This is a genomic window from Roseovarius albus, from assembly GCF_900172335.1.
Taxonomy (GTDB): Bacteria; Pseudomonadota; Alphaproteobacteria; order Rhodobacterales; family Rhodobacteraceae; genus Roseovarius; species Roseovarius albus.
This window is the reverse complement of the sequence record NZ_FWFX01000016.1, coordinates 21794-47521: the sequence shown is the minus strand read 5'-3', so window position 1 is coordinate 47521 and position 25728 is coordinate 21794. Positions and strand designations below refer to the sequence as shown.

The window sequence follows — 25728 nt, the reverse complement described above, 5'->3', positions numbered from 1 at the left end:
TCACCGAAGACTTAAAGAGTCCAGTCGATCGTTGCCAGTTGTTCTCTTGTGTAGTTCGCAAACCTGTTCAAGCTGGCCAATCAGATCCGGGTCATCGCAAAAGGTCGTTACGATCCGATATCCTTGCGTATTTGCATCGACTTGCCAGGGCCTGAGCGTGATGCCCACGGCCTGCAATTCCGCCTGCAGCGTATCAGGCATTGCTACGAACAGCTCGTTAATGTGAACTGGATGGACAATTCTGACCCCTTCGCAGCGCCCTAATGCTTTTGCGATTCTTGACGTGTTGGAATTGGCTGCCTTTGCATTGATCAGCCACAGATCATTCTCTACATAAGAAAGAAGCTGTGCAGACATATAGCGCATCTTCGAGAACAGATGCCCCGCGCGCTTGTGCATGAAGCGCAATGTGCGGGCAATGTTCGTATCGAAGGTGATCACGGCTTCAGCATTCATCGTGCCGTTCTTGGTCGTGCCAAACGTCAGAATATCAACGCCACATTTCCAACTCATCTCTGCGGGTGACACGCCCAAATATACAAGCGCATTGGCAAAACGTGCGCCATCCATATGAGTTTTCATTCCTGCTTGGCGGGCAATTTTTGTGAGCGCTGCAATCTCTTCCGGAGAATACGTCACGCCTGCCTCAGTGGCTTGGGCAAAACTCAGAGTGCTGGCCGCCATGTGGTGCACATTCCCGACACCGTGCGCCGATATGCTTTGTTCCAAGGCCCCGGGAGTGACTTTGTTGTGTTCCCCCCCAAGCAGGGTCAGTCGACAGCCGCCGCTATAGAATTCCGGTGCGCCACATTCGGTCGTCACAAGATGCGCCTGCCGGTGGCAAAAGATCGTCCCGTAGGACGGTGTGAGCGCCCCCAATGCCAACCCATTGCCCGCAGTCCCGGTTGGGACAGGGAATACAAAGGCTTCACGTTCAAAAATGTCTGTATATACGGCATTGAGCCGCTCAGTGTAGTGGTCAGCACCATAGGCAGTCTCGACCCCAGTGTTGCAGGAGATCAACGCATCCATGACCGCTGGACAGATTGGTGCTCCGTTGTCCGAGTTGAATTGATAATTAGCCATCATGATGAACCTGATTTCGCACATTTGTGCCGACGTACCCGTCAATCCTTGGCAGCGGAACGGCAAAGTCTTCATTGCTCTCTAAGCAGTGGCCTGCCCTGAGGATCGTGCTCTCTTCGAAATAGCGGCCGACGAGTTGCAAAGCGACGGGCAAGCCTTCTGAGTGCATCCCGCAGGGCATTGTCAGGGCTGGGTGTCCTGTCATGTTGAAGAACGTGGTGAAGCGGGTGATCGCGTTACCCACAGCTTCCTCCACGCCATCGCGAATGGTATTAACCGCCCCAAGCTTTTGCGCAATTTCCGGTGTGGCCGGTGTCAAGATCACATCGACGTCTTCAAACAAGGCGTTTGTCTGTCGCCGATACTGCTCGATAAATCGTTTGGCGCGTACATAATGCTCTGCCAGCAGACACTGTCCAAGCGCTAGTCCTGCGCGGAAATCCTTCCCGTAAAGCTCTCCCCGCTCTTGAAGATAGGCAGAATGCGCGCTCAGGGCTTCGGGCATCTGGACCGTCAGCGAAATGGTGCGGCTGTGTTCCATGTCCGGAAAGGTAACCGGGATCAGCTTTGCACCTTGCTTTGACAGATGTGATTTGACCCGCTCCACTGCCCCCAGAATTTCCGGATCGGTTCGCTCAAAATAGAAGTTCTCAGGAATACCCACGCGCAGTCCCCTGACCCCACCGCCCAGATGATCAGCGTAGATATCGACAGGCTGGTTGACGGAGGCCGGATCATGCGGGTCGTAACCGGCAACGATGCCCAACAGATCGGCGCAGTCAGTAATGGTTCGTGTCATCAAGCCGACATGATCCAGTGTCCAGCAATAGGGCACTACACCGCTGGTGGGTACGCGGCCGATCGTGGGTTTCAGCCCGACAAGACCGTTCAAGGCAGCCGGGGCGCGCACCGATCCGCCCGTATCCGTCCCCAAGGCGGCGGGCACCAGGCCGAAAGCGACGGCTGCAGCCGATCCGCTGGATGAGCCCCCGGCAAGACGCGTGGGATCATAGGCGTTAACGCAGGTGCCGTAGACATCGTTTTCCCCGGTTGCGCCATATGCGAATTCGTGCAGGTTGGTCTTGCCCATGCTCAAGGCACCGGCAGCACGCAGCTGCATAATCGCGAACGCATCTTCCGTGGCGATCTGGTCATGAAATACGCGAGACCCTGCTGAAGTAAGCACACCTTCGACGTCGAACAGATCCTTGCTGGCATAGGGAATACCTGCAAAGGATGACCGGGTAAGGTCCTCGGGTGTGAGCTTTGCCGCAGACACTGCTGCCGATGCACCGGTGACAGTGATAAACGCGTGGGAAAGCGCATTAAACCGCGCAATTCGGTCGGCGAAGACGTGCACAAGCTCACTGGGTGTGATTTCCCGCGCATCAAGCCGCCGTTTCAGGGATCGTACGTCGCTGAATGCAATCTCGTCGGACATCGGGCTTATCGCTTCTGCACGGATTGTGCCGGAGGTATGGTTCCTAGGTCGATCTGCCGCAAGGTTTCCAATTCATCCAGAAGGTCTTGGAACCCCGTGATGATGCCCAGTTTCGGGTCCACCAGTTCGTCCAGTTCGTCGTCGGTCCACGTGTGAGACGCCATTTGCGAGCACAAGTTAGTCAAGGTTTGTTTCGTCAGCTTTTGCATGTGCATTACCCGTTCCGGGGCGCAGGGGGTACGCGCCCCGGAAAAATGTGAGCCCGTCATCGAATGATGAGGGTTTCAGGTGTTTGATTGGTCAGGATTTCAGCGCCATTCTCGGTCAACAGCACCGTGTTTGAAATGAAGTAGTCAATGACATCGGTGTTGGTGAACCAGGAATGGGCATGGAACACCATCCCCACTTCGAGCGTGCGCTGAGAATTGGGGAAAAGGGACGTCACCATTGATCCGCCTGTCCAGCTGGGCGGGAACCCGATGCCCACCATATAGCCGCAGTGATGGCGTTCGTAATCATGTAGGCCGGCAGAGGCAGCGACCTCCCGCCAAGCCGCATATGCATCACCCGCTTTGCCTCCTGGTTTCAATGCGCCGCAGATCGCTTTCATTCCGTCGATTGCCAACTCGGCTGATTTCTCGGCACCCTCGGGCGCGGATCCCACGTAGACCAAACGCCCCATCGGCGCCTGATACTTGCGGTAGGCGCCGCAGGTTTCCATGAACACGGCATCCCCATTGTGAAAGTGGTCGCCGCGCCAAGTGGTATGCTCTTCGCCCAGCCGGGTTGTTGGCCGGAAAAACGGGCCAAAGCCAGGGTACTCGCTGCCTTCAAGGATCGTCTTGTTGTGGTAGGCTGCAGAGATCTCATAATCTGATGCGCCGTCTCGGACCGCTTCGATAGCAGCCAGAGTGCCCAGATCGGCGGCACGCGCCGCGGCGCGCGTGTATTCCATCTCCAGGGGTGATTTGACCTGCCGCAGGTCGTCGATAATTCCGGATGCGTCGAACCAGTCCGCATCAGGGTCCCCTGCCTGGATGAGTTCTGCATGACGCGGGGTCAGAAAAAGGCTGCGCTTTTCGATGCCAACGCGCCCGCCCTTCAGGCCTAGGTCAGACATGGCCTGCAGGACGTAATCCGAAAGCTCTTCGTGATCCTTGTGCCCGTAGAACCGCGCGTTCGTGACCTGATTGTCAAAAGTTATCTGTTCCATCGCGCGGCAGGCAAGACCCATCTCGCCGTTTCGGTTCAGGATCAGGACATGCGCAGCAAAAAAACCCCAATGATCCATGCCTGTCAGCCAGTAGATGCTTTCCGGAACAGAAATCAGAATTCCATCAAGGTCGTTTTGTGAAAGCGCCAAGCGCGCGCGCTCAACGCGAGATGATAACTCCGACATCGGAAACGGAGCAGTTGGATTGGATGCTTTTGTGGCGACGTTCACGGTGGCCTCCTTTGTTCTGTGGGGTGAAGACATAACTCCTAGTGGTGCACCAATAGCAAGATACAGTCCGATTATTCAAGTAAATTCCGCCCCTTTTTTGACGATTTAGTGAATCATCTTGCGATTCCAGAATATATTGGTATACCAATTTTACTGGAATCAACGCCAAAAGGAGAGTTCAAAACCCTCAATCAATCCATTTTCGAGCGTCCAGAAAGCCGCAGATGAGGCTTGGAAATTATGTCCGCCCATCCACCGAGAGAGTGAGGCCGCGTTGCCGCCAACCGTAGATCCACCCGGGGAATGCCCGGGAAATCGCATGGCACTCGCGTGACCCTCAAACCAATAACCAACAGGAAAAAGGTGTCGTAATGACCAAAAGTACCGACCAAATCCTTCTGACCAAACTGGCAGATGCTGCAAAGACGGGCAGCATTTCACGCCGATCTTTCATGCACTACTCGATGGCAGCGGGCATGACCGCGAGCGCGGCCACCGGTTTGTGGACCAGCAGCGCACACGCACAGGAACCTCGCCGTGGCGGAACCTTCCGGGTCGGAATACACGACGGCAATACCTCGGATACGCATGACCCGGGCATGTATTCCTCGCGTCTTCAGATCCACCTTGTCCACCAACACCGCAGCTTCCTCACGCTGATCGAGCCCGATGGCACGCTTGGTCCAGATCTGGCCACGCAATGGACCGCCAACGCAGACGCGTCTGTCTGGACCTTTGAGTTGAACCCCAACGCCACGTTCCACAGCGGAAAATCGGTCACGGCGAACGATGTGATCGCATCGCTCAACCATCACCGCGGAGACGACACCACCTCGGCGGCAAAGGCTCTGCTTGCGGCTGTGACGGATGTTCAGGCCGATGGTGACCACACAGTCGTCGTCGCGCTTGAAAGCGGCAACGCAGACCTGCCTTGGCTCATGACGGACTACCACCTGCCGGTTTGCCCGGCCAATGACGACGGAACGCTCAACTGGCAAAGCGGCGACGGGTCGGGCCCCTATAAGATCGACAGCGGTGAATGGGGCGTAAGCTGGAGCCTGAGTCGCCACGAGGGCTGGCACCTGGAAGGGGCATACTTTGACAAGGTCGACATGCTGGTCCTCAACGACCCGAACGCGCGCCAATCTGCGTTGGTGACAGGTGACGTGGATGCGGTAACTGCGATCGACCTGAAGACATCCGCACTGCTGGAGCGTGATCCGAATATCGCGATCGACAACGTGCCCTCAGGTGCGGCGATCACGATGCCGATGCACTGCAACACCGCCCCCTTCGACGATGTCAACGTTCGCAACGCTCTTAAGCTTTCGATAGACCGCAATGAGATCATCGAGAAGATCGCTTTCGGCGCGGCCTCAATCGGCAATGACTTCCACCATTCGCCCGCCCAACCGTACTGGCCCGACGATGTCGAACAGCGCGAATATGATCCGGACCAGGCCAAGTCTCTTCTCAAGAAAGCAGGCGTGGACGGACTCACAGTCAGCATATCGACAGCAGACAGCCTGTTTTCCGGCGCGGTCGACATGTGCGTGCTTTACGCGGCACAGGCAAAAGCCGCCGGCATCACGGTCAACGTGGTGCGAGAGCCCAACGACGGTTACTACAACGACGTTTGGCTGAAAAAACCTTTCTGCGCAGTGTCTTGGGGCGCACGACCGACGCCGGACGTGATGTACACGCTGGCCTACAAGGATGATGCTGCGTGGAACGAGAGCTTTTGGCAGAACGAACGCTTCAACGAACTCCTCCTCCAAGCGAAGGGAGAGCTCGATGACAGTCTTCGCGCCGAGATGTACCGTGAAATGGCGATCATTGCCCGCGATGACGGCGGCACCGTCATCCCGATGTTCAATAACTTTGTCTACGCCCGACGCAGCAATGTAATGCACGGGCCCAACGTTGCCGCGAGCTGGGAACTTGATGGCGCACGCGGCCCAAGCCGCTGGTGGTTCTCTGGTTGAACATCAGGAAATTGCGGCACAGCCCCGATTGCGGGGCTGTGCAGGACAAACCGAGCTTTCGCTGCAAGTTGACCAATGGCAGTAATATTTACATTGCGTCAGACGTAAAACCTAGGTTGGCAGGATGTCGTTAGTCAACTTCGCGTTAGATCGAGCCATACTTTTTAGGTCGCCTTTCCAATTTCAAGTCTGCGGAGTTGTCTTAATTAAATTCTCGCGTGGAATTCCGAACAATCAACTCCGCTTGGAGAAGTTTTGATTTGGGTGCGACGTGGTTATCCAGCCATTCAACTATCGCTTCCCCAGTGGTTTCACCCATGGTTGCAACCGGCAGATGAACGGTTGTGATTTCGGGGAATGTGCAGGACGATGAAGGCAGGTCATCGATGCCCACCAATGACATCTCATCAGGCACTTTTATCCGATTTCGTTGTAATTCGAACAGAACACCTAAAGCCAGAACGTCAGAAAAACATAAAATTACGGAAAAAGACGTGGTTTCTGCGAGCAGCATTTGAGTTGCATCACAGCCACCTTGAACTGAAATGTTCGTCTCGAAGGTTTGCAAAGTGTGGTTCTGGTCTAAGGCCTTCAAACCTGACAGTCGAGCCAATGTTCGATCGTTGTCTTTCACCGGACCGTGAACCACCGCAATCTTTCGGTGCCCGGCAGACAAGAGGAAATCAAGAGCAATACGTGAAGCGCCGGCGTTATCGTAACCAATTGTCGGCAAATGATAGTTTTTATCATAACACGAGGTGGCGATCACGGGGAGGCGCGTCAGTTCGATTAATTTCTCGAAATCCGGACTATGCGTTACACCAGAAACAATCAGTGCTTCTGCACCTATATCTACTAGGCCTTGTGCCTTTTGTGCTTCAATATTCGGATCACCTTTTGTTGTTGCAACAACAAGCGATAGCCCATGCTCTGCCAGTGTCTTTTCAAGCGTTGCGAGAAATTTTGAGAAGATTGCGTTGTCGAGTGTTGGCACGATGGCTCCAACCACTCGAGTTCTGCCGGTATTGATTGCTCGGGCTGCCGCACTTGGTACGAAGTGCAAGCTTGCAATGACATCCTGTACACGGCGACGAGTATCTTCGGATACCGTGACTGGAGAATTCAATACACGCGATACTGTCGCTACTGAGACGTTTGCTGCCTTGGCAACATCTCTGAGGTTCGCACGTTTCTTGCGTTTCTGGTTGGCCAATTTTTTTGAAATCCATAGGTTGCCTGATTTTTCGATGAATACCTTGACACATGTAACTAGTTTCATCAAGATCGTGTAACTAGTTACATACTGCGACTCATACTTGAAACAATGCGAACCTTTTCGATCCTTCATGATTTTAGCAACAACGGCTATGAGACGCCTGCACGGGTCTATGCAGGGTTCCAAAAGCCATCACACGGAAAGACATTTGCACTCGCGCCACGCGAAGTTTCCTATATCCCCATGCAAATAGGCGACCTCCTGTCAGTCACGGGGAGTGGGCCAAACACTCGATTGCAAGTTTTAGCCTTTGACGAAACAGGCCGAAATGCCTTGACCTCTTTGGCACTATCCAAGACCGGGGAATTAGATTTGTCCAAAGTGGATAGCGACAGGCTGGTCGCTTGGATAGCGGCACAGGGTGGTGAGCCAGGCTCCGGTATAGCCATCGCCGATTTGCCCCGAAGTGAAGATCAGATCATATTGAAAGCCAGCGCTCCGATTTCAGTGTGGATCATGCAACCTTTGAAACGGGATCAACTGGTTACCGGAAGCAGTAGCGGTTCGGTTGTCGTTTCTCACCAACAGGCAAATGCTAGCGGCCCGATTTTACCTGACCCCTTGGGGGACGTGCGCGAGGAATTCACGGTCAAGCGCGGCACTGGTTTGTCCTATGAGGTTCGGCAGGGCGAAATAGTCCAGATCATCGATGTCGAGGGCCAGCAATGCTCGGACTTTGTCGCCATCAGAACGGATGGCCTAGATAAAGGTGAGGAATGGCTGATCGATAGTACCTCAACCCGATCGATGGTGCGTCGCGCCTATCCGGGCCCTGGCATGCTGGACAAATTCTATGACGGCGAAATGAGGCCCCTTCTGAACGTTATTCAAGATACATGTGGACGTCACGATGCATACGGCCTGGCTTGCACAGCACGGGGTTACGCCGAGCGCGGCTTCCCGGGTCACATTAACTGTTCCGATAACATTTCTGACGCTCTCACACCTTATGGTGTGAGACGTCGCTCGGCCTGGCCTGCGATCAATTTCTTCTGGAATACATGGATCGATTCACATTCCCACGAATTGCTGGTTGATGAAAGTCATTCGCGCCCGGGTGATTATATCGCGATGCGGGCGATGGAAGATTTGGTCTGCGCTTCTACCGCTTGCCCAGATGATCTTGACCCAATTAACGGTTGGAATCCCACCGATGTGCATGTGCGGATCTACCGGCCTGAAACTCCGATCCGCCGTGCGGTCGCCTACCGTGAAAAGGAAGATGCCCCGATGTCCATTAGTCAGGAATCCGCCTTTCATGAACGACTAGAGCCACTGACCCAGCATTTCGCACCCGCGCGGGATTTGTGGGCGCCGGTCAGCTTTCCGTCACACGGCACGTTGGGCGAATATTGGGCCTGCCGGGAAGCGGTAACTTTGCAAGACATGAGTGGCCTGCGCAAATACGACATCATTGGACCAGATGCCGAGAAATTGTTGCAGTTGGCGACGACACGCAATGTCGCCAAACTACCGGTGTGGCGTGGTTCTTACACGTTGATGTGTGATGAAACCGGTACGGTCATAGATGATGGCACGCTGTTCCGGCTGGCAAATGACTTGTTCCGCTGGTGCTGTGGCAGCGAAGAAAGCGGTCGAACATTACTATCATTGGCGGAGGAGCACGGGCTACAGGTACGAATCCACGACATGAGGAATGCGCTACCTAACCTAGCACTACAAGGGCCTAAATCCCGCGATGTGTTGCGCAAGATCGCTTTCACACAACCCCAGGTTCCTACCCTTGATCAGCTCAAGTGGTTTGGCTGCACGGTCGCCCGACTGAATGATCGCGAGGGGGCGCCATTTATGTTGTCACGCTCTGGCTACACCGGAGAACTTGGATACGAAATTTTTTGCTCTAAGGCCGATGCAATCACCATCTGGGACGCAGTGATGGAGGCGGGTAAAGAGTTTGGGATCACCCCAATGGGATCAGCTGCGCTTGAGATCATCCGCATAGAAGCGGGGCTGGCGGCTGCCAACGCGGAATTTGCTCCCGGAGTCGACGCGTTCGAGGCTGGCCTTGGATTTGCCGTTGACCTGACCAAAGCTGAATTTACTGGAAAGGCTGCATTGGAGCGGAATCAGCAGAACCCGCGGCAGGTCCTCAAAGGTTTGCTTTTGGAGTGCGATGATATTCCAGCGCATGGGGCTTCTGTTTTCGCAAATGAAAGACAGGTCGGAATCATTACCTCTGCCACCCGGTCTCCTTCACTCGAACACAGTATCGCAATTGCACGCCTTTCTGTGGAATACTCAGAAAATGAAACAAGGCTGGAAATCGGGCAGCTTGATGGACGCATGAAACGACTAGGCGCGAAAGTCACCGATATTCCGTTCATAGACCCGCGGCGAACGCGGGCGCGCGCATAAGAAAATATCTAATCAGCAGGAGAGAAACTATGACCCTAAACATGAAATCCCTGACATTGTCAGCCTCACTCGGCCTATTGGCGTTGCCCGCCGCTGCGGCTGAAGAGGTAAAAATAGGTGTCCCATCCTGGACCGGCGCCCAGGCGATCGCGCATCTATTAGGTGCGGTCGTCGAAACGCGGATCGGAGGCTCGGTCGAGTATGTACCTGGCAATAACGCGACGATCTTCCAAGCGATGGACCAAGGTAAGGGTGATATCGACGTCCACCCTGATGTGTGGTTGCCCAATCAACAGAGCTTCACTCAAAAATACGTGGATGAAGCAGGAACGGTTACCTTGTCGTCAAACCCTTACGAAGGAAATCAGGGTTTCTGTGTGTCAAAAAACTTCGGCGAGGCCAACAACATTACCGACATTGCCGATTTGGGTCGCCCTGATGTTGCTGCCCTGATGGACAGTGACGGCAATGGCCGCGGCGAAATGTGGATCGGTGCGCCAGGATGGGCCTCGGCCAACGTAAATGAAGTCAAGGTGCGTGACTACGGTCTTCTGGATTTCATCGAACCGGTCCGTGCCGAAGAAAGCGTCAAAACTGCGCGTATCAAGGATAGCATCGCCAAGGACGAAGGTTATGCTTTCTATTGTTATAAACCGCACGCGGTTTGGTACATGTTCGATGTGGAAATGCTATCGGAGCCAACATTTGACCCCGAAAAATACGTGATGGTGCAGCCATCGGATGATCCTGACTGGTATGAAAAGTCGACGGTCGCCTCTAAAGATGCGCTGAAGGACGTGCAGATTGCATGGTCCAACTCTCTGGCTGACCGTTCTCCGGCGATTGCAGAGTTTTTCGCAAATTTCCAAGTAACTGCGGATGACGTTTCAGCTTTTGCCTTTGAAATCAGCGCTAATGGTCGCGATCCGTCGGAAGTGGCTCTCGAATGGATCGATGCAAACCCAGATCGTGTAGACGCCTGGCTGGGCCTTTAATCCGACCCGGATGTCATCAACCAATGTGGCAGCGCATGTTTGCTGCCACATTGAAATAACAGGGCCATTTGTTAGGCCACGGGGGAGAGACATGAGCGACGATACCGTTATTGAAATTTCGAATGTCTGGAAGATTTTTGGAGCCAAGCCCGAAATCGCGTTGCAGGCAATACGCGAACAAGGCTTGACCAAAGCCGAGGTCCTTGCTGAACACAACTGTGTCGTCGGTGTCGCTGACGTGAGCCTGTCCGTGAACCGCGGTGAGATATTCTGTATCATGGGCCTGTCCGGTAGCGGCAAGTCCACGCTAGTCCGCCATTTCAACCGATTGTTGGAACCCACTGATGGAAAGATTGAGATTGAAGGCACCGACGTGATGGCGTTGGGACCACAAGAGCTTCAACAGTTTCGCAACAACAAAATCGGCATGGTGTTTCAGAACTTCGCATTGATGCCGCACCGCTCGGTTCTGGATAACGTGGCCTTGCCGTTGGAAATCCGACAAGTGAGCAAAAATGAACGCATGCGACAGGCGGCGGCCATTCTGGACATCGTTGAATTGGGGGCCTGGGGGTCTAAATTCGCGCACGAGCTTTCCGGGGGAATGCAGCAAAGGGTTGGTTTGGCGCGCGCTCTGGCGGCAAACCCTGACGTGCTGCTGATGGATGAGCCATTCTCGGCACTAGATCCGCTCATTCGGCGGCAATTGCAGGATGAATTCATCCGGCTCAGCAAGATCCTGAAAAAAACAACAATCTTCATCACACATGACTTGGACGAGGCTGTGCGTATCGGCAATCGAATTGCAATCATGCGTGATGGCAAAGTCGTTCAGATCGGTACGGCTGAAGACATCGTCATGAATCCTGCCGACGATTACGTGGCAGACTTTGTGGCGGGTATTTCGCGGCTCAAGGTGGTGCGTGCCCACGCAGTTATGCAACCGATTGATGACTATGTCGCCACCCATGGCCCGCTGGGTGCAGATTCACCGCGCGTCAACGAGAGTGAAAATCTAAGCACGCTGATCAATTTAGCGATCGACAACAGCGGTGCGATTTTGGTGGAAGATGGCGGTAGAGATGTGGGCCTGATCACACGTGCCGATCTACTGCGCACAGTAATCGAAGGGACGGAAGTATCATGAGCACATCCGACGTGAACCCCGATGGCGTAAACCCGCTAGAAGATACAGAAAGTGAAGCCGCTTTGGCTTATGCCGAAGAGCGACGCGAAAACATCCGGAAATTTGTACGAACCAACCCCGACTATTACATCAAGAATTTCGACAAGATCGGCGCGTCTGCTCGTTTTACGGCGACTTTCAATCTCATGGCCGGGATATTCGGCCCTGTCTGGTATGGCGCTCGCGGCTTGTGGACATGGGCCTTACCATTCTTAATTCTTGAAACACTTGCTTATGTACAGATTGCGCGCGGTCTTTTTGGAGATCTTGCGGCTGATGCAATGGCTCGCATCGCGTCAATCGAAGGAACACTGGAACTGCGCCGCCAGCAGTTGGAAGCCGCAATTGAATCAAACTCCGACAAGGTTGATGTCTATCAGCGCACAGTCGACTCGCTTGAGGCCAACATCGGAGGAATCCGTGCCGAAGCCGAAGCTTTGGCCGCCGAAGGCCCTTCAATAGTGTTGTGGGGCCTTGTTCTCTTGCTGGTTATCAAAACGATTCAGTCTGTCGTGGCCAATTGGGCGCTTGAGACGCGGTTTTCTGAATGGTTGTCAGATCGGTCAATCCGTTCAGCCATGCCTGTCTCTGAGATCGTGTTCAGTGCTATTTTCATGGCGCTGATCGTGACAGCGGCAATGATGCATTACAGTTTCCCCGGTCGTTTCTCATTGCTCAGCCACTTTCCAACAGATCCCAATATCCGTTTGACTGGCATCACCTGGGTGGAAGACTTTATCGCGTTTTGCGTCCGAAATAGTGAAGCATTCTTTGAAGGGCTCACGATTGGTATCCGAGCATTGCTTGATGCGTTGGAAGTTATACTTGTACAGACCCCATGGATCGTGATTGCAAGCCTGATCATCCTGCTCACCTGGCTAACCGCGGGGATCAGAACAGCGATCTATTCAGGCGCATTCCTCGCCTATATGGGCCTCTTAGGCTTTTGGGAGGCGGCAATGACAACATTGGCATTGCTAGGCACTGCGGCGTGTTTATCAATCGTGATCGGCATACCGTTGGGCATGTTCGCGGCTCGGCGTCCACGCTTCTACGCCTTCATCCAACCCATCATGGATTTCATGCAAACGATGCCTGCCTTTGTCTTCATGGTGCCGGTCATCGCGTTTTTCGGCGTCGGCAAACCAGCGGCCGTCATTGTTACGATGATTTTCGGCGGTACACCGGTGGTACGCCTGACTGTTTTGGGTTTGCGTGGCGTCCCTGAAAGCGTGCGGGAGGCGGCGATCAGCTTTGGCGCAAATAAGTGGTACCTACTCACCAAAGTCGACCTGCCGTTAGCGAGCCCCTCAATTCGGGCGGGTATCAATCAGACAATCATGCTGTCACTGGCGATGGTTGTCGTGGCCTCACTGATCGGCGCGAAAGGATTGGGTGAAGACGTTCTTGAAGCACTACAATATGCCAATGTCGGACAAGGCATTCTGGCAGGCTTTGCTATCCTGTTCTGCGCCATGATACTTGATCGCATCGTGCAGGGACAGCGGAAGTGACACCACTTGTCTTGGTGCATGGTTTCATGGGGGGCAGCGCGCAATGGGCACCACAACGGTGCGCGTTGTCGGACACCCGAAACCTGATCACGATTGATCTACCAGGCTTCGGACAAAATGCAGATTTGCCCAGTATTGACTCGATCAGCGGGTTTGCTGATTGGGTCCTGGATCAACTGTCCTACCTTGAGATCGAACGTTTCCACTTGTTGGGTCATTCGATGGGAGGGATGATCGTACAGGAAATGGTTCACCGCGCACCACACCGGGTCGATCATGTGATCCTCTATGCCACGGGCGCAGTCGGCAACCTGCCAGGACGGTTTGAAACTATTGAGGAAAGCAAACGGCGCGCCCAAACCGAGGGGTTCGAGGAAACCGCTCGTCGCATCGCTGCCACATGGTTTCTGAAAGAACATTGTGCAGCCGCCTATCCAGATTGTGCTGAAATAGCCGCACAAAGCGCACCAGATGCGATACTCAAAGGACTGGATGCAATGCGCCATTGGCGTGCCGACGATCGCCTATCTGCTATAAAGGCCAAAACCATGGTCATTTGGGGAGATCAGGACCGCACGTATTCATGGGCACAGACCGAACAGCTCTGGAGATCAATCCCTCAGGCCGAACTTGCTGTCGTTCCCGGTTGCGCCCATGCAGTACATTTGGAAAAACCAAATATCTTCAATGCATTACTGTCGGATTTTTTAAGCCGGACTGAAAAGGCCTCTGTGCTTGAAACTTTGATGGATCACCACCGTGACATCTCTTGAATGGTCGTTTTGTGGACCGCACAGCATCAATGGCCAAAATAGACTAACGTCAACAAGAAACCATTTGCTCTAGTTGAAACAGCAGCTTTAGGCACTTTGCACCTATTCGTTTGAACCGCAGCATTCGACAGTTTGGGCTCAAACAGGTCATCCATCCGTTTCCATAGATCATTGTCGGCATAACGACAATTGTTTATCCATTGAACGACACCATTAAGGAATAATCTCCGAGGCCAGCTCCGCGCTCCGAAGTGCTGCAGTTTAATCTCTGACGGCCTATGCAACGAACTTTGAAGATGTCTGACCGAAGGAGCACTTTTGTTCAGCTCACTAATGGTTTTCAAAAGGAGGAGACTGCGACGTAAACGGGTTTCAATTGTCTAGAGGATGTTGTCACGCCAATTTTCGGGTCAATGAAAAACCTGATGCTCGGATTTTCAAGCCGCGCGAGTGGCAGGGTTATGTCACAATCAATTGAGAAAATTTAGGCCCCCCAGCAACAGATGCCGTGCCAACACAACGAGTTGCTCCCCTAGTCCCCCATAGGTGGGACTCACATCCAAAGCTATTTCAGGAGAAATTAATGCTCACTCATAGCAAGTAGAGTAATGGAAAATGCTTAAAATTGCTTCTGTAAAAGAATGGCAAAACTTTGCGGTTAATTTGCAACCGGATACACAGCTGTTGGCTGATGGGAAATCGCAAGAGGCGTTGCTGAAGAACACACAAACAAAATCAGTTTGGATGACGCTGGATGGCTGAAATTGTTATCATAGGTGGTGGTGCCGGAGGCTTAGAATTAGCTATCCGGCTATCAAAGAAGCTGCGACGCAGCTCTAAAGACCGCGTGACACTTGTTGATCGGAAAATGAATCATGTGTGGAAACCGCTTTTTCATGAAGTGGCAGCGGGCACACGAGGAATTTCCGGAGATCAATTGAGTTATCTTTCTCTTGCTGACATGCACGGGTTTCGATTTCGCACTGGCGAAGTGTTGCACATTGACCGAGAGGCTAAAACTATAGCGATTTCCGGACGCTTGGGATCAACTGGAGAAAGCATACCTAAACGCACTTTGCCATACGACCATCTTGTTTTTGCGATAGGTAGTGAACCCAAAACATTTGGCATTCCCGGTATCACAGAAAATTGCTTTTTTCTGGATACGCTAGAACAAGCCAGCCGGTATCAAGATGCGTTTTTCGAGCACTGTCTGCGTTTGGATACAAAGAAGGTAGAAAAATCGGAACAGCTAAGAATTAGTATAATCGGAGGGGGAGCTACGGGTGTTGAGCTGGCCGCGGAGTTAACACATTCGATTGGTCATCTGACTCGGTACGGTTTTGACGCTTTTGATGCCAGCAAAAGCGTTTCGATTACGCTAATTGAGGCAGCGCCCCGCATTTTGCCGCAGCTAGATGAGACCCTATCGACAAAAGCGCTCGAGCGACTGCAAGAACTGGGTGTCGACGTTCGCACTTCGTGCAAAGTTCATGAAGTTTTGCCCAGTGGCGATGTGAAAACTGAGGATGATACAGTTATTACCTCAGACATTACGGCATGGGTGGCGGGTATCGGAGCACCAAGCGTATTGAAAGAGCTTGTGCCCGACTTTTATTTGGAATCCGGCTTTCTAGCCATTCAAGACACGTTGCAGCTACAGGGTGATGAGACGATGTGGGCCCTTGGCGATTGTGCTCGTTTGCTCGATCCCAAATCAGGCCGGCCATTGCCCCCAAAGGCGCAGGTAGCGTCGCAACAAGCTGAACATCTCGCCAACGAATTAAGTCGACTTCTAGTAACTAAGGCACCTGCTGGTGTGTTTCGATTTAAAGACCACGGGTCTTTAGTGAATTTTGGTTCGCATTCGACAATAGGTATGATGATGGGGAATTTACTTGGATCTCATAATGTAGACGGTTGGTTTGCTCGAAGAGCTTACAAACTTTTGTATCGTCGGCATCAGTTCATCCTGCACGGTGCGCTTCGGGGTTCTTTGCTTATTCTAAGCGAATGGCTCCGAGAGCGCGTTCACCCCCGACTGAAACTTCATTGATATGCAAGGGGTCAAATTTTTCAAAGAGGACTCTGAGCGATGATCATTCTGGGCCCAACCAAGATCGAAGGACGTGTTGAGGTCCTGCTGGCCAATGGAGATCACGACGACGAGAGTCTGAAATCAAAACCGATTGAAAAGGCAACGATGGCGTTCTCGCGCATTAAGGAAGACCGACCTTGCCGATATCCCGGTGATGAAATTGATCAGATACATCCCGGTTGCGGGAAGCGCTTTGTAAAGGCCAAAACAATTCGACGTGGCTTGGTTGCCTGGGTGGATAAGGAAGGCAGCATTCTAACAGGTGATCGCATCGCAGTTCACCGTCCTCCGAGACGTCTCTACCCTCACGCATGATCATTCTAGAAAAGGAAAGATTTATGACAGATCAATCAATCAATTCTGAACGTCTCTGGTCACGTATTATGGATATGGCTGAAATCGGAGAGATCCCTAGAAACGGCAGCCGTCGTTTGGCAATGTCACAAGATGACATAGATGGCCGAGAGCTCTTTCTCGCATGGTGCAAGAACAGAGGGTATCAAACATTCTACGACAAGATAGGTAATCTCTTTGTTCGCCGTTCGGGTACAGAAGTCAGCGCATTACCTGTGGTGTTGGGTTCACATCTTGATACGCAGCCGAATGGGGGTCGGTTTGATGGTATGCTCGGCGTTTTGGCTGGCTTGGAAGTTCTTGAAACCCTTGATGACCACAAAATTAGCACTCGCAAACATATAGATGTTGCGGTTTGGACAAATGAAGAAGGCACTAGGTTTCAACCTGCAATGATGGGTTCTGGGGTGTTTACAGGAACACTTTCACTTCCAGAAACCCTTGCAACGAAAGACTCTAACGGGGTTTCAGTCTCAGATGAATTGATTGCTCATGGGTATGACAAAGGTTTGCCTCCCGGCAATCATCGAATCGGCCGCTATATCGAACTTCATATTGAGCAGGGTCCGGTCCTTGAGGCCGAAGAGAAGACAATCGGTATTGTAACAGGTGGCCAGGCCATTCGCTGGTTCAACGTCACTTTGCAAGGCGAAGAAACACACGCTGGGCCAGTCCCGATGGCATCTCGTAAGGACCCGGTTCCAGCTCTTGCCCGGATCATTGACTTAGTCTTTCAGATTGCTGAAGTGGATATGGCTTCGCGCGCAACTATCGGCGAAATCGATACCTTTCCTAGCTCGATCAACGTTGTGCCAGGCCAAATTCAAGTATCTGTGGATTTGCGAAGCCCTGATGAATCTGTGCTCGAGAACATGCAACAGAGATTTCTAGAAGGAATTCAAACTATTGCAAAGGCAAACAAACACTTGAAGATCGAAGCGAACTGCATCTGGCATTCTGCTGTCGTTCAATTTGACAAAGATATGGTTGATGCGGTTCGTGGCGCGGCTTTGAAGCGCGACTATGCGGCGATGGAAATTGTGTCAGGTGCAGGTCATGATGCATTTAATCTTGCGCGGATTGCCCCAACAACAATGGTGTTTATCCCCTGCAAAGATGGAATTAGTCACAACGAACGAGAGTACGCATCTCCTGAACACGTGGAAGCCGGCGCAAATGTACTCCTAGATACTGCTCTTCAATTTGCGGGTAAAATTGTTAGTGCTGCTCAAGATGCAAATGCCGGCGAGCGAGTATGAGACTTTTGGGAAAAATAGCACCAACACATAAACTGATCTTTAGCTGCTGCGAATCTAAAAGGCTTGTAGCTATCTGGTTTCGGAGGTTCCGATCAGGATTGCCGACCTCATTCAAGGTATCTGGGCTCTTGGATGAACGCACTATGGTAATCGAGTGGAGATGAACATGAGAATATTCAACACGTTGGCCTTATTGTTGCTGAGTATTTCCCCACAAACGGTATTAGGACAGGCATTAGTTCTTACGGGCGGCGAAATCTATACCGTGGATGAAAACCGTAGCTGGGTCGAGGCGATCGCGATTGATGAGAATGGCATCATCACCGCAGTTGGTACGCAAAGCAGTGTTTTCGCGACTGTGGGTACTGATGCAAAAATCGTGGATTTGGGGGGGCGTATGGTGCTGCCCGGATTTCAGGACGTTCACCTGCACGCGGTCGAAGCCGGGGTGAACGCGGTCTTGTGTTTGTTTGAACCGTTTGATGATCTGAACGGATACCGTCAGAGTGTCATGGATTGCGCCGAAGATAGCGAAACCGGTGATTGGGTTCTGGCCGCAGGTGTCAACATGACAGCCCTGTTGGACCTGCATCCAAATCCGGTTGAGGTACTAGACGAGGTTGTGCCAGACCGGCCAGTTCTTATCCTGGACGATATTGGGCATGGGGCTTGGGCCAACTCGAAAGCGCTGCAGGCTGCCGGTTATGACACGGCGCCCGACGCGCCCAACGGAAATATTATTTTGCGCAATCAAGCGGGAACACCCAATGGTGTTGTTTTGGAAAACGCGCCAAACAATCTGCGTACTCTCGCCTTTCCACCAACCGAAGAAAATCTCAACTTTGCGTATGATAGTCTTCTGTCCGCAACTGCAGAGCTGAACGCAAATGGCATCACGAGTGTCAGCGATGCGGGTGGGTATTGGCCGCAGGGGCATCACAAAGTTTGGGACTGGGCGGAAGAGGAAGAAGCACTCACAGTCCGGGCATCGAACGCTTTTTACATCTACCCCGACAGACCGCTAGAGGAACAGCTAGCTGAGTTGCGAACGCTCTATCACAATGATCCTGACCGGCTTGTGCGGTTCAATCAGGCTAAGATCTATGTGGATGGCATTCTAAGTCAGGCAACCGGCGCCTTGTTGTCCCCCTATGAGCCGGGTTTGGGTTTAGAACCAGATGAAGAATACGGCTATCTATATTTCCCAGAAGAGGCGCTAAAGCGGGCAGCACGAGAATTAAGCGCCGCAGGATTCCAGTTGCACTTTCACGTTACCGGCGACTATGGAGCACGGCTTGCACTTGATGCGATTGAAGAGGCTGACCCGACAGCTGGTCCGCATCGACTGACGCACCTTTATCTTATCGATCCCTCGGATTATCCACGGTTCGCGGAATTGAATGCTGTGGCAGACATTCAGCTCGCTCCCAGTGCACTTGATGTCAACTACGTCGGCTTTATGGAGCAATTCCTCGGACAACGTGCGTCACACTTGCTTGCAGCTGGAGATCTGATCAACGCAGGTGCGACTGTAACACTTAGCAGTGATTGGGATGCTGATGAACTGAACCCAATGATCAAAATCGCGGCTGCGGTTGGCCGAAAACATAACGGTTTCCCAGATGTGGCGACTGCAATTGAAGCGATGACAATCAACCCGGCCTATCTTCTTCAGCATGATGATCGGACAGGATCAATTGAAGTCGGAAAATTCGCAGACTTGGTGATCATCAGCGAAAACATACTGGACATTCCCGTAGATCAGATTGCGGATGTCCAGATTGAGGCGACGCTCTTGCAGGGCCAGGCAGTCTTTGACGAAACCGGGCTTTTCTCCAAATGACGCTTAGTCGTATTCGCTCACTTGTCGATCAAGGTAAGTGAGCGGATCTTCTGTTGCATTTGATGGCGTTTGCGATAGCGCGTCGAGGAAGAGTGAAAACAATTCACCCTGAGAAGCGATGCCCAGCTTATTATGAATCCGCTTGCGGTGCACTTTGACAGTTTCCGGGCTGTTTCCTAGCTCCCGTGCGATTGATTTGGAGGAATGGCCTTTCAGGATCAATCGGACAATTTCTGCTTCGCGTTGGCTTAGTACAGAGGTAGAGAAGCGTTCAAACGATTTTTCGAGGTGTAAACCTATTCGGCCCTGGCCTTGAATGCTTTCAGGATTGAATTTGGGCCAATGGCGCTTGCAAAGCGCTGAAATGCAAGGGAAAAGTGCCGTCAACATTTCTCTGGCCGCATCCGAAAGCATAAATCCTTCGTCGCGACTACCTAAAGACAAAGATAGAAAAGTCCCTTCGCCAAAAGGCACGATGACGTTGGCTTCATCAAAAAGTCCTGTCCCGACATAGAAAGTCTCATAATATTCTGACGTTAAAAAGTCATCTGGCGCGCAGTCTTTCAGAGTGACGACACCGTCGTGTCGACCGTTTCGGATCAAGTTGTAGAAAGGGTCAAGCAGATAGGCAAAATCTAGGTAAGGCCCGATGGTTGCATCACTAAATTCATCATCCAGATTGTCGAAAAGCTCCACAGGAGAATGACTATCAAAATATGCGGTGATGAATGTACTGTCGTAGCCGGATGCCGCTTCGCACAACCTTGCAAGAGCAGAAAGGAAGCCATCTTGACCCACTAAGGTGACAACCTCTGAGAGGGCATCAAGACAATAGGTTAAGCTTTCCGGACCCGGAGAATGAATGTTAGTTTCTGCAATTCGTAAGTGGAATTTATTTAGTGTTGCGTAGGGTGACATCATGCGCTCCTTTCCAGATTTCAGGCGGGTTGCTGCTGAGTCATGCAGTGAATCCCACCACCGTTCCAACAAACGTTGCGAATATCCACTTGCACGATTTTTCTCTCAGGAAAGACCTGTCGGAAAACGTCGACGGCGGCCTCATCAGTTTCGGGCGTCCCGAATTTTGGCAAAACAATCCCACCATTTGCGATGTAGCAGTTCACATAAGACGTCGCTGAGGCATCGCTGCCGTCGTCATAGAGATAGGCCTCATTCATCAAGGTGATCTCGATTTCATTACCGTCAGCATCTGTTTGTCCCTTCAATGCTTTCAGGTTCTCACGACACACTTTCTGATGCGGGTGGTTGTCATCAGGATTGTCTTCAAAGATGACATGGCCCGGTTTGACAAAGGTCAACACGCCATCAATATGACCATCCGTGATCCATTCCTCAGTATCGCCGGGCAGCCAAATGACCTTGCGCGCACCAATAGCGTGGAACAATTCGCGTTCGACATCTGCCTTGGTCATGCCAGCGTTTCGATTTGGGTTTAAAAAGCAAGTCTCAGTCGTGATCACCGTGCCTCGGCCGTCACTGATCAGCCCGCCGCCCTCGCCGCACAGTGGGGACTGAAACAACGGCAGGTCCAGATGATTGATCAGATTAGCACCAATATCTCGGTCACCGGGTTCAATCGGAAACTTGTCCCCCCAGTTGTTGAAAATCAGGTTGGAGCCGATGGTTTGCCCAGCCTCGTTCTGCACAAACAAAGGCCCCGTATCACGAAACCACAAGTCATCCTGCGCCAGAGCAATGACGTCTACTTGGGGTGGCAAGAGCTTGCGCGCCTCATCAAAGACCTCTGGATGCGCCACGACACGAACGCGCTCGAACTGCGATATGGCAGTGGCAATTTCAACAAAAGCACCTTGAACCTGAGGCAGTTCTGCCCCCCATGTGTCAGCGTGATCATCGTGCACCCATGCCATCCAGCAAGCGGCGTGACGAGCCGTTTCTGCTGGCATGACAAACCCCAACTCTCCTGGAGTTTTGCCGGCAGACAGTTCAGCTTTTATATCAATGGTCATGCTGCTGGCTCCTGCTGAGTAATGCAATGGATGCCTCCGCCACCAATTGCGATGGAAGGGATATTGACCTGAACAATCTCGCGTTCGGGGAAATGCTCTTCATAAACTTCGCGCACTAGATCATCCTCGCGCAGATCGTATTTCGGCATCACGACCGCGCCATTGCAGATGTAAGAGTTCACGTATGAGCTGCAAAATTTCTCATGATCCGAGCCATGATCTGAGGCATCAGGAACTCGTACAATCTCGAGCGCCCGGCCCTTCGCGTCAGTTTGACCATCAAGTGCCGCGATGTTGGCTTTATTGATATCATACCATTCGCCATCAGCGGGACCTTCGCCTTCGACCAGCACAACCCCCGGCGCAAGGAATACGGCCGTACCATCTATATGGCCGTCGGTTTCCGTTTCCAGATGGTTTCCCGGCAGCCAAATGACTTTATCCCCGCCAAGCATTTCCTTCAGCTCAGCTTCAATCGCGTCAAGGCTCCAGTCAGGGTTTCGGTTCGCGTTCGGAAAGCAGCTTATAGTGCTAAGAATGGTGCCTTCGCCATCGACGCTGACGCCGCCACCTTCAGCCACCAACCGCGAGGTGAATTCACGTACATCTGCGGCACTGCAGATCGCTGCAGAGACAGCATTATCGCCTCCGTAGGGCTGATATTTTTCGCCCCAGGCGTTAAATTCAAACGAAACACCAGCACGATCTCCCTGATCATTCACAAGAAAGCATGGGCCAGCATCCCGCGCCCAGCTATCATCAATTGGATGTTCCAACAGATCAATATCGCTGCCCAGAAAGTTGCGGGCTGTTTTAACATCTTCGCTACGCACGAGCATTGTCAGAGGTTCAAATCTGCGGATCGCGTGTGCCACTGCTGCGTAGTTAAGGCAGGTTTCTTCCATGCGGTCCCAGACCTCAGGGCGTGAGGGCCACATCATCCAAGTCCGGGCATGCGGCACCCATTCGGCAGGCATGTAAAATCCGGCTTGCTTTGGGGTCAATTGTGACATGCGATATCTCCTACCTGTCCGTGAGTGAGTCTTGCTCGTAGCTTACACATGAGGTATACTAATCTACAAACCCGTAATTCTTATCATATCGATTAGTTTAATTCATGAATAATCCGTATCGCCTTCTCCCCCCGCTTGGAGCCTTGGTTGGATTCGAGGCCGCAGCACGTCTGGGCAGTTTTTCGTTGGCAGCTGAAGAACTTAACGTGACCCAGTCAGCGATATCGCACCAAATCCGCGCGCTGGAATCCCATCTTGGGCAGCCGTTGTTTCAACGGATCGGAAGAGGGATCGAGCTAACCGATGCCGGAACCGACCTTTACAACACCAGCGCAGACGCGTTGGAACGAGTACGCCTAGGCGTGCAAAGATTGGATGCCTATACCAAGCCCGGGACTGTCGTGGTTCATATACCGCCCAGCCTTGCCGCTGGATGGTTTATGCCGCGCCTGGCCGCGTTGAAATCCGAAGCCCCTGAGATCGAACCTTGGCTTTATACTGGTGAAAGCTATCAAGAACTGGCCGACACCGAATATGATATTTCATTCCGGCGCGAGCCGCCGCAATTGCCTGATGAGATTGGGCAAGTGTTTCTACAGGAATGCCGAGCACCACTGTGCGTACCCGCGCTTTTGGAGCAGTTAGAAGCCGCGCCTGACACGGTTCCCCTAATCCATGATGAGGAACCCGATGACTGGCGAAAGTGGTATGCGCATGCTGAGCGAGAGCGAGAAAACTTTTCAGCGGGGCTCAACTTTTCCGACCCGACGTTTGCTCTGGATGCCGCCGCACGAGGCATGGGTGTCTATCTGGGCAATCCAGAGCTGGCCAAGCCATGGCTTAAAGAGCATAAACTGGTGCAGGCCCCCGGCCCGGTACTCACGACAAAGCGCTATATTTACATGGTGACATTGGACCATCACCTCCAGCGACCCGACGTGCGTAAACTTTGGGATTGGTTGTGCCGTCACGCCCCATTGTCAGGTGATTCAACCTCGGTCGAATAAAAGCAGGCAGATTGACGGGCACTATCAACCTTATCCAACGACGGCACCTCTGTACGACAACGTGCCGGGCAACCTTTCTTTTCGTAGAGCCAACATCTGGTGTGAAACGGGCAACCGCTTGGAATTGCTGCATGCGACGGCACGTCGCCCTGCAAAACAATTGGTTTAGACCGTGCTTTGTTGCGGGCTTTCACCCGAGGCACGGCTGACATCAGTGCAGCTGTATAGGGATGCGCCGGATTGGCAGCCAATTCCTTGGCAGGACCAATTTCAACAATACGACCCAGATACATGACTGCAATTCGCTGACATAGATGCCGAACCACCGACAAATCATGGCTAATGAACAACATCGCCATGTTTTCTTGCGATTTCAAATCATCCAGAAGGTTCAGGATCTGCGCCTGCACTGAAACATCAAGCGCACTGACAGGTTCATCAGCAACAAGAACAGAGGGCTGGTTTGCAATTGCTCGTGCGATCGCAATGCGTTGTCTTTGCCCCCCGCTGAAATGCTGTGGGTATCGCGCGGCATGGGTCGGGCTCAATCCGACTCGTTCCAGCAATGCGTTAACCTTTGTTGTTTGGTCGTTACGGCCGGCGGTTTTTTGGATGCGAAATGGTTCAGCCAGTGTATGGCCCACGGTCTTTCGCGGATGCAGCGAGGAAAAGGGATCCTGAAACACCATCTGCACCCGGCGTGCCAGCTCATGCCGGTCACGATCTTTCTGTATATCAAGCGCTGTACCATCAACCTGGATCTGGCCTTGCGAAGTTTGCACCAACCCCACAATCGCTTTTCCCAAAGTAGTTTTTCCGCTTCCGGATTCGCCAATGAGACCTAAAACTTCTCCCGTGGCCACAGACAGTGAGATATCACTCAGGGCCCGAAAGGTCGCTGGCGGCTGGAACAACCCGCGCGCGCCTGGGGATGGAAATTCAACACTGAGGTTTTCAACCTCTAACGCCACGCGGTTCATGCTATTGCCCTTTCCATAGACACGTCCCCATTCAGTAAACAAGCGACTTTATGGTGCTCACGTTCGGTACTGAAGAGGCTGGGAATACGCTCTGCGCACTGGGGTTTGGCGTGCTTACACCGGTCCCTGAAGGCACAGCCCGAAGGGCGGTGCCAGATCGATGGAGGCGCTCCGGGGATGGGGGTAAGGCGGCTGTCGTCTGCATCTAAAGACGGGTGCGCACCAAGCAACCCAACAGTGTAGGGATGAGATGGATGTTCAAGCACCTCTTCAGCTGGCCCCCGTTCCACGTCACGACCAGAATAAAGCACAATGACCTCATCACACATCTGGGATACGACCCCCAAATCATGGGTGATTAGAATCAGCGCCATATTGAGATCCCGCGATAGTGTTTTCAACAATTCAAGAATTTGCGCCTGAATTGTCAGATCGAGGGCAGTTGTCGGCTCATCCGCGATCAAAAGCCGAGGCTCAAACACGATAGCCATGGCAATCATGACCCGTTGCCTTTGACCCCCGCTGAGCTGATGAGGGTAGCGCTCCAACATACCTTCGGGATCCGGCATACCCACCTGAGTAAGTACATCCACGGCTTTTTCGCGGGCTTCTTTCTTGTTTCTTCGGCGGTGGGCCTGAACACATTCGATAATCTGGTCGCCTATTCGCAAAACCGGGTTGAGACTGCTCATTGGATCCTGAAAGATCATCGCAATCTCTGTACCTTGCAACTGGCGGAATTCCTTTGGGCTCAAGCGAGCAAGGTCGGTACCATCAAAAATCACCTTGCCTGAGACATTCAAAGATTTGCTGTCGAGCAGGCCCATGATGGCCATAGCGGCAGTACTTTTGCCCGACCCGCTTTCACCCACAATTCCCAAGCATTGCCCCTGTTGCAAATCAAAGGAAAGGCTATCCACGATAGCGGCAGAATGCGCTTGGCGAACAACTGAAACAGTCAGATTGCTAACATTGAGCAGATCCATATTTAAATGACATCCTTATCCATGAAGACTTGAGAATTTACACCTACGGGTCGGTCCCGCACTTCCGAATCCTACGATATCAATACACGGAACGCGCCTGCATGGCTGTGCCCCTTTGTGG

22 protein-coding genes are annotated in these 25728 nt (G+C 52.5%); 12 read left to right on the top strand and 10 right to left on the bottom strand.

Features of this window, described 5'->3' with window-relative positions; all coding sequences use genetic code 11:
- The 4 genes from ROA7450_RS18570 to ROA7450_RS18555 all read right to left on the bottom strand — a co-directional run bounded on the left by ROA7450_RS18570 (position 1) and on the right by ROA7450_RS18555 (position 3971).
- Positions 1-1086 carry a threonine aldolase family protein gene (locus ROA7450_RS18570; RefSeq protein ID WP_159454102.1) on the bottom strand — a complete coding sequence of 362 codons (1086 nt, stop codon included), beginning with the start codon at positions 1084-1086 and terminating at the stop codon, positions 1-3.
- Complete coding sequence (locus ROA7450_RS18565; RefSeq protein WP_085807456.1) at positions 1079-2527, bottom strand: Asp-tRNA(Asn)/Glu-tRNA(Gln) amidotransferase GatCAB subunit A; 1449 nt, start codon at positions 2525-2527, stop codon at positions 1079-1081. Before ROA7450_RS18565 ends, ROA7450_RS18570 begins: the two co-directional genes overlap by 8 nt.
- A 5-nt stretch (positions 2528-2532) precedes the next feature.
- Positions 2533-2691, bottom strand: coding sequence for a hypothetical protein (locus tag ROA7450_RS18560; RefSeq protein ID WP_234999592.1), 159 nt, complete (start codon positions 2689-2691; stop codon positions 2533-2535).
- 101 nt (positions 2692-2792) lie between these two features.
- A complete protein-coding gene (locus ROA7450_RS18555; RefSeq protein ID WP_234999591.1) occupies positions 2793-3971 on the bottom strand; it encodes a M24 family metallopeptidase in 1179 nt (392 codons plus the stop codon).
- A 371-nt stretch (positions 3972-4342) separates the two neighbouring features.
- Between ROA7450_RS18555 and ROA7450_RS18550 the strand changes: the two genes are divergently transcribed.
- The gene (locus ROA7450_RS18550; protein WP_085807455.1) at positions 4343-5956 is read left to right on the top strand and encodes an ABC transporter substrate-binding protein; all 1614 of its coding nucleotides are present in this window, start codon (positions 4343-4345) and stop codon (positions 5954-5956) included.
- A gap of 202 nt (positions 5957-6158) precedes the next feature.
- On the opposite strand, the gene ROA7450_RS18545 is transcribed toward ROA7450_RS18550, so the two are convergent.
- Positions 6159-7235 carry a LacI family DNA-binding transcriptional regulator gene (locus ROA7450_RS18545; RefSeq protein ID WP_085807454.1) on the bottom strand — a complete coding sequence of 359 codons (1077 nt, stop codon included), beginning with the start codon at positions 7233-7235 and terminating at the stop codon, positions 6159-6161.
- 45 nt (positions 7236-7280) lie between these two features.
- Between ROA7450_RS18545 and ROA7450_RS18540 the strand changes: the two genes are divergently transcribed.
- The 10 genes from ROA7450_RS18540 to ROA7450_RS18500 all read left to right on the top strand — a co-directional run bounded on the left by ROA7450_RS18540 (position 7281) and on the right by ROA7450_RS18500 (position 19630).
- Entirely contained in the window at positions 7281-9608 is a 2328-nt protein-coding gene (locus tag ROA7450_RS18540) for a DUF1989 domain-containing protein (protein ID WP_085807453.1), read from the top strand.
- A gap of 29 nt (positions 9609-9637) precedes the next feature.
- Positions 9638-10603 carry an ABC transporter substrate-binding protein gene (locus ROA7450_RS18535; protein ID WP_085807452.1) on the top strand — a complete coding sequence of 322 codons (966 nt, stop codon included), beginning with the start codon at positions 9638-9640 and terminating at the stop codon, positions 10601-10603.
- 91 nt (positions 10604-10694) lie between these two features.
- Entirely contained in the window at positions 10695-11750 is a 1056-nt protein-coding gene (locus ROA7450_RS18530; RefSeq protein ID WP_085807451.1) for a quaternary amine ABC transporter ATP-binding protein, read from the top strand.
- Positions 11747-13303: an ABC transporter permease gene (locus ROA7450_RS18525; protein WP_085807450.1), complete on the top strand. Its 1557-nt coding sequence runs from the start codon at positions 11747-11749 to the stop codon at positions 13301-13303. The genes ROA7450_RS18530 and ROA7450_RS18525 overlap by 4 nt, the downstream gene beginning before the upstream one ends.
- Positions 13300-14076 (top strand): alpha/beta fold hydrolase, encoded by a 777-nt coding sequence (locus ROA7450_RS18520; protein ID WP_085807449.1) that lies wholly within the window; start codon positions 13300-13302, stop codon positions 14074-14076. The genes ROA7450_RS18525 and ROA7450_RS18520 overlap by 4 nt, the downstream gene beginning before the upstream one ends.
- 615 nt (positions 14077-14691) lie before the next feature.
- Entirely contained in the window at positions 14692-14838 is a 147-nt protein-coding gene (locus ROA7450_RS21070; RefSeq protein WP_159454101.1) for a hypothetical protein, read from the top strand.
- A complete protein-coding gene (locus ROA7450_RS18515) occupies positions 14831-16132 on the top strand; it encodes an NAD(P)/FAD-dependent oxidoreductase (protein ID WP_085807448.1) in 1302 nt (433 codons plus the stop codon). The genes ROA7450_RS21070 and ROA7450_RS18515 overlap by 8 nt, the downstream gene beginning before the upstream one ends.
- A 39-nt stretch (positions 16133-16171) precedes the next feature.
- Positions 16172-16489, top strand: coding sequence for an MOSC domain-containing protein (locus ROA7450_RS18510; protein WP_085807447.1), 318 nt, complete (start codon positions 16172-16174; stop codon positions 16487-16489).
- Between the two features lie 23 nt (positions 16490-16512).
- A complete protein-coding gene (locus ROA7450_RS18505) occupies positions 16513-17787 on the top strand; it encodes a Zn-dependent hydrolase (RefSeq protein ID WP_085807446.1) in 1275 nt (424 codons plus the stop codon).
- A gap of 166 nt (positions 17788-17953) precedes the next feature.
- Positions 17954-19630, top strand: a complete 1677-nt coding sequence (locus tag ROA7450_RS18500; RefSeq protein WP_159454100.1) for an amidohydrolase — start codon at positions 17954-17956, stop codon at positions 19628-19630.
- Positions 19631-19633: 3 nt separating this feature from the next.
- On the opposite strand, the gene ROA7450_RS18495 is transcribed toward ROA7450_RS18500, so the two are convergent.
- Genes ROA7450_RS18495 through ROA7450_RS18485 form a run of 3 tightly spaced genes read right to left on the bottom strand, consistent with a single transcriptional unit; the run spans position 19634 to position 22634 of the window.
- The gene (locus ROA7450_RS18495) at positions 19634-20548 is read right to left on the bottom strand and encodes a helix-turn-helix transcriptional regulator (protein WP_159454099.1); all 915 of its coding nucleotides are present in this window, start codon (positions 20546-20548) and stop codon (positions 19634-19636) included.
- A 20-nt stretch (positions 20549-20568) separates the two neighbouring features.
- Positions 20569-21621 carry an agmatine deiminase family protein gene (locus ROA7450_RS18490; RefSeq protein ID WP_085807443.1) on the bottom strand — a complete coding sequence of 351 codons (1053 nt, stop codon included), beginning with the start codon at positions 21619-21621 and terminating at the stop codon, positions 20569-20571.
- Positions 21618-22634 carry an agmatine deiminase family protein gene (locus ROA7450_RS18485; RefSeq protein ID WP_200812985.1) on the bottom strand — a complete coding sequence of 339 codons (1017 nt, stop codon included), beginning with the start codon at positions 22632-22634 and terminating at the stop codon, positions 21618-21620. The genes ROA7450_RS18490 and ROA7450_RS18485 overlap by 4 nt, the downstream gene beginning before the upstream one ends.
- 104 nt (positions 22635-22738) lie before the next feature.
- On the opposite strand from ROA7450_RS18485, the gene ROA7450_RS18480 reads away from it, so the two are divergent.
- Complete coding sequence (locus ROA7450_RS18480; RefSeq protein WP_085807442.1) at positions 22739-23641, top strand: LysR family transcriptional regulator; 903 nt, start codon at positions 22739-22741, stop codon at positions 23639-23641.
- Here the strand turns inward: ROA7450_RS18480 and ROA7450_RS18475 are convergent.
- Both ROA7450_RS18475 and ROA7450_RS18470 read right to left on the bottom strand, forming a co-directional pair.
- Complete coding sequence (locus ROA7450_RS18475) at positions 23602-24621, bottom strand: ABC transporter ATP-binding protein (RefSeq protein WP_085807441.1); 1020 nt, start codon at positions 24619-24621, stop codon at positions 23602-23604. The two genes, ROA7450_RS18480 and ROA7450_RS18475, sit on opposite strands and share 40 nt — an antisense overlap.
- Entirely contained in the window at positions 24618-25607 is a 990-nt protein-coding gene (locus tag ROA7450_RS18470) for an ABC transporter ATP-binding protein (protein WP_085807440.1), read from the bottom strand. Before ROA7450_RS18470 ends, ROA7450_RS18475 begins: the two co-directional genes overlap by 4 nt.
- Between the last annotated feature and the right edge of the window lie 121 nt (positions 25608-25728).

Excerpts from the sequence above, each read along its gene's own strand:
- ROA7450_RS18570 (WP_159454102.1), bottom strand. The coding sequence starts at position 1,086 with ATGGCTAATTATCAATTCAACTCGGACAACGGAGCACCAATCTGTCCA.
- ROA7450_RS18565 (WP_085807456.1), bottom strand. The coding sequence starts at position 2,527 with ATGTCCGACGAGATTGCATTCAGCGACGTACGATCCCTGAAACGGCGG.
- ROA7450_RS18560 (WP_234999592.1), bottom strand. The coding sequence starts at position 2,691 with ATGGCGTCTCACACGTGGACCGACGACGAACTGGACGAACTGGTGGAC.
- ROA7450_RS18550 (WP_085807455.1), top strand. The coding sequence starts at position 4,343 with ATGACCAAAAGTACCGACCAAATCCTTCTGACCAAACTGGCAGATGCT.
- ROA7450_RS18545 (WP_085807454.1), bottom strand. The coding sequence starts at position 7,235 with ATGAAACTAGTTACATGTGTCAAGGTATTCATCGAAAAATCAGGCAAC.
- ROA7450_RS18540 (WP_085807453.1), top strand. The coding sequence starts at position 7,281 with ATGCGAACCTTTTCGATCCTTCATGATTTTAGCAACAACGGCTATGAG.
- ROA7450_RS18535 (WP_085807452.1), top strand. The coding sequence starts at position 9,638 with ATGACCCTAAACATGAAATCCCTGACATTGTCAGCCTCACTCGGCCTA.
- ROA7450_RS18530 (WP_085807451.1), top strand. The coding sequence starts at position 10,695 with ATGAGCGACGATACCGTTATTGAAATTTCGAATGTCTGGAAGATTTTT.
- ROA7450_RS18525 (WP_085807450.1), top strand. The coding sequence starts at position 11,747 with ATGAGCACATCCGACGTGAACCCCGATGGCGTAAACCCGCTAGAAGAT.
- ROA7450_RS21070 (WP_159454101.1), top strand. The coding sequence starts at position 14,692 with ATGCTTAAAATTGCTTCTGTAAAAGAATGGCAAAACTTTGCGGTTAAT.
- ROA7450_RS18515 (WP_085807448.1), top strand. The coding sequence starts at position 14,831 with ATGGCTGAAATTGTTATCATAGGTGGTGGTGCCGGAGGCTTAGAATTA.
- ROA7450_RS18510 (WP_085807447.1), top strand. The coding sequence starts at position 16,172 with ATGATCATTCTGGGCCCAACCAAGATCGAAGGACGTGTTGAGGTCCTG.
- ROA7450_RS18505 (WP_085807446.1), top strand. The coding sequence starts at position 16,513 with ATGACAGATCAATCAATCAATTCTGAACGTCTCTGGTCACGTATTATG.
- ROA7450_RS18500 (WP_159454100.1), top strand. The coding sequence starts at position 17,954 with ATGAGAATATTCAACACGTTGGCCTTATTGTTGCTGAGTATTTCCCCA.
- ROA7450_RS18495 (WP_159454099.1), bottom strand. The coding sequence starts at position 20,548 with ATGTCACCCTACGCAACACTAAATAAATTCCACTTACGAATTGCAGAA.
- ROA7450_RS18490 (WP_085807443.1), bottom strand. The coding sequence starts at position 21,621 with ATGACCATTGATATAAAAGCTGAACTGTCTGCCGGCAAAACTCCAGGA.
- ROA7450_RS18485 (WP_200812985.1), bottom strand. The coding sequence starts at position 22,634 with ATGTCACAATTGACCCCAAAGCAAGCCGGATTTTACATGCCTGCCGAA.
- ROA7450_RS18480 (WP_085807442.1), top strand. The coding sequence starts at position 22,739 with ATGAATAATCCGTATCGCCTTCTCCCCCCGCTTGGAGCCTTGGTTGGA.
- ROA7450_RS18475 (WP_085807441.1), bottom strand. The coding sequence starts at position 24,621 with ATGAACCGCGTGGCGTTAGAGGTTGAAAACCTCAGTGTTGAATTTCCA.
- ROA7450_RS18470 (WP_085807440.1), bottom strand. The coding sequence starts at position 25,607 with ATGGATCTGCTCAATGTTAGCAATCTGACTGTTTCAGTTGTTCGCCAA.